This window comes from Streptomyces echinoruber (assembly GCF_014651135.1).
Taxonomy (GTDB): Bacteria; Actinomycetota; Actinomycetes; order Streptomycetales; family Streptomycetaceae; genus Streptomyces; species Streptomyces echinoruber.
In genome coordinates, this window is record NZ_BMWH01000085.1 from 1 (window position 1) to 1,226 (window position 1,226).

At 70.6% G+C, this 1,226-nt stretch carries 2 protein-coding genes; both read right to left on the reverse strand.

What is annotated here, in order from left to right; translation table 11 throughout:
- The coding region (locus IE225_RS32620) for a methyltransferase domain-containing protein (RefSeq protein WP_190061281.1) at positions 1-833 on the reverse strand (833 nt) is incomplete at its 3' end.
- Positions 826-1,226: MvdC/MvdD family ATP grasp protein (locus tag IE225_RS32625; RefSeq protein ID WP_506004991.1), on the reverse strand; the 401-nt coding region annotated here is incomplete at its 5' end. The genes IE225_RS32625 and IE225_RS32620, both read right to left, overlap by 8 nt.

Sequence of the window (1,226 nt, forward strand, 5' to 3'; positions counted from 1 at the left end):
AGCGCATCCGCGCCCAGCTCTGCGGGCGCCGCTTCGCCCTCGCTCAGGTCCGGCAGGATGCCCAGCGGGGGCGGAAGGTGGGGGCGGGCGAGCATGAACGACACCTGTCCGCCGAGAACCGGGCCGCTGGCCGTGCCGTCGTCGGCGACTGTCAGCCGGACGAGTTCGGATGCGTGCATCCAGCCGCCGACGGTGACCAGGACCTCACCACCGGGCCGGGTCTGCGCGAGCCAGTCGCCGGGCACGGTGCGCACGCTGCATGTGGCGATCACCCGGTCATACGGGCTGCCCTCCTTGTAGCCCGCGAGGCCGTCGCCGACCACGCGCGTCGGCCAGTACCCGGCGCCCGCGAGGGCCATTCCGGCGCGCGCGGACACCTCCGCGTCCACCTCGACCGTGGTCACGTTGTCCTCACCGACGACATGGCACAGCAGCGCGGTTGAGTAGCCCGTGCCCGTGCCGATCTCCAGTACACGCGTACCCTCGGTCGCCCGCAGGTCTTCGAGCATCCGCACGACGAGACTCGGCAGGGTGGACGACGATGACGGGGCCGCCGCGATACGCCCCTCGACCTGGTCGGGGAAGACGCTCCCGGCCACCTGCGTCACGAGGGTGTCGTCTTCGTAGATGCGCGCGAGTCCGGCCGCCGTGCTCCCTGTCACCGGGCGGTACCAGCCGCCGTCTTCGTACTCGAACCATCCGCGCGAGAGGAACGCCTCACGGGGTACGGCCATGACGGCCGCTTCCCATTCCGGGCTGTGCAGGGCGCCCGACTTGGCCAGGCGCCGCGCGAGGTCCGCCCGGAGGTGTTCCGACGGCAGGGGGTCAGTCATGCTGGCTCGCTCCGTTCTCCAACAGGTCTGCGATTGCGTGTGTGATCGGCAGTCCGGCCGCGTCTTCGAGCCACGCCCACTGGCCGTTGGGGTTGCACTCCAGAAACCACCATGCACCGTCCGCGGTCACCGCGAAGTCGAAGGCGCCGAAGTTCAGGCCGAAGTCGGCGAGAAACCGCAGCAGCGCCCCGCGGATCTCATCCGGGCAGGTGATCGGCTCATAGGTGAGGCTCTGGTACACGGCTCGCCAGTCGACGACCCCGGGCGGAGCCGTGATACGGGCACTGAACACCTGCTCGCCGACGACCACCGTGCGCACGTCGGCCACCTTCGGCACCCGGGCCTGAAACAGGTGGGCGCTGTGGCTCACCCCGCCGTCGATCTCCCCCGCCT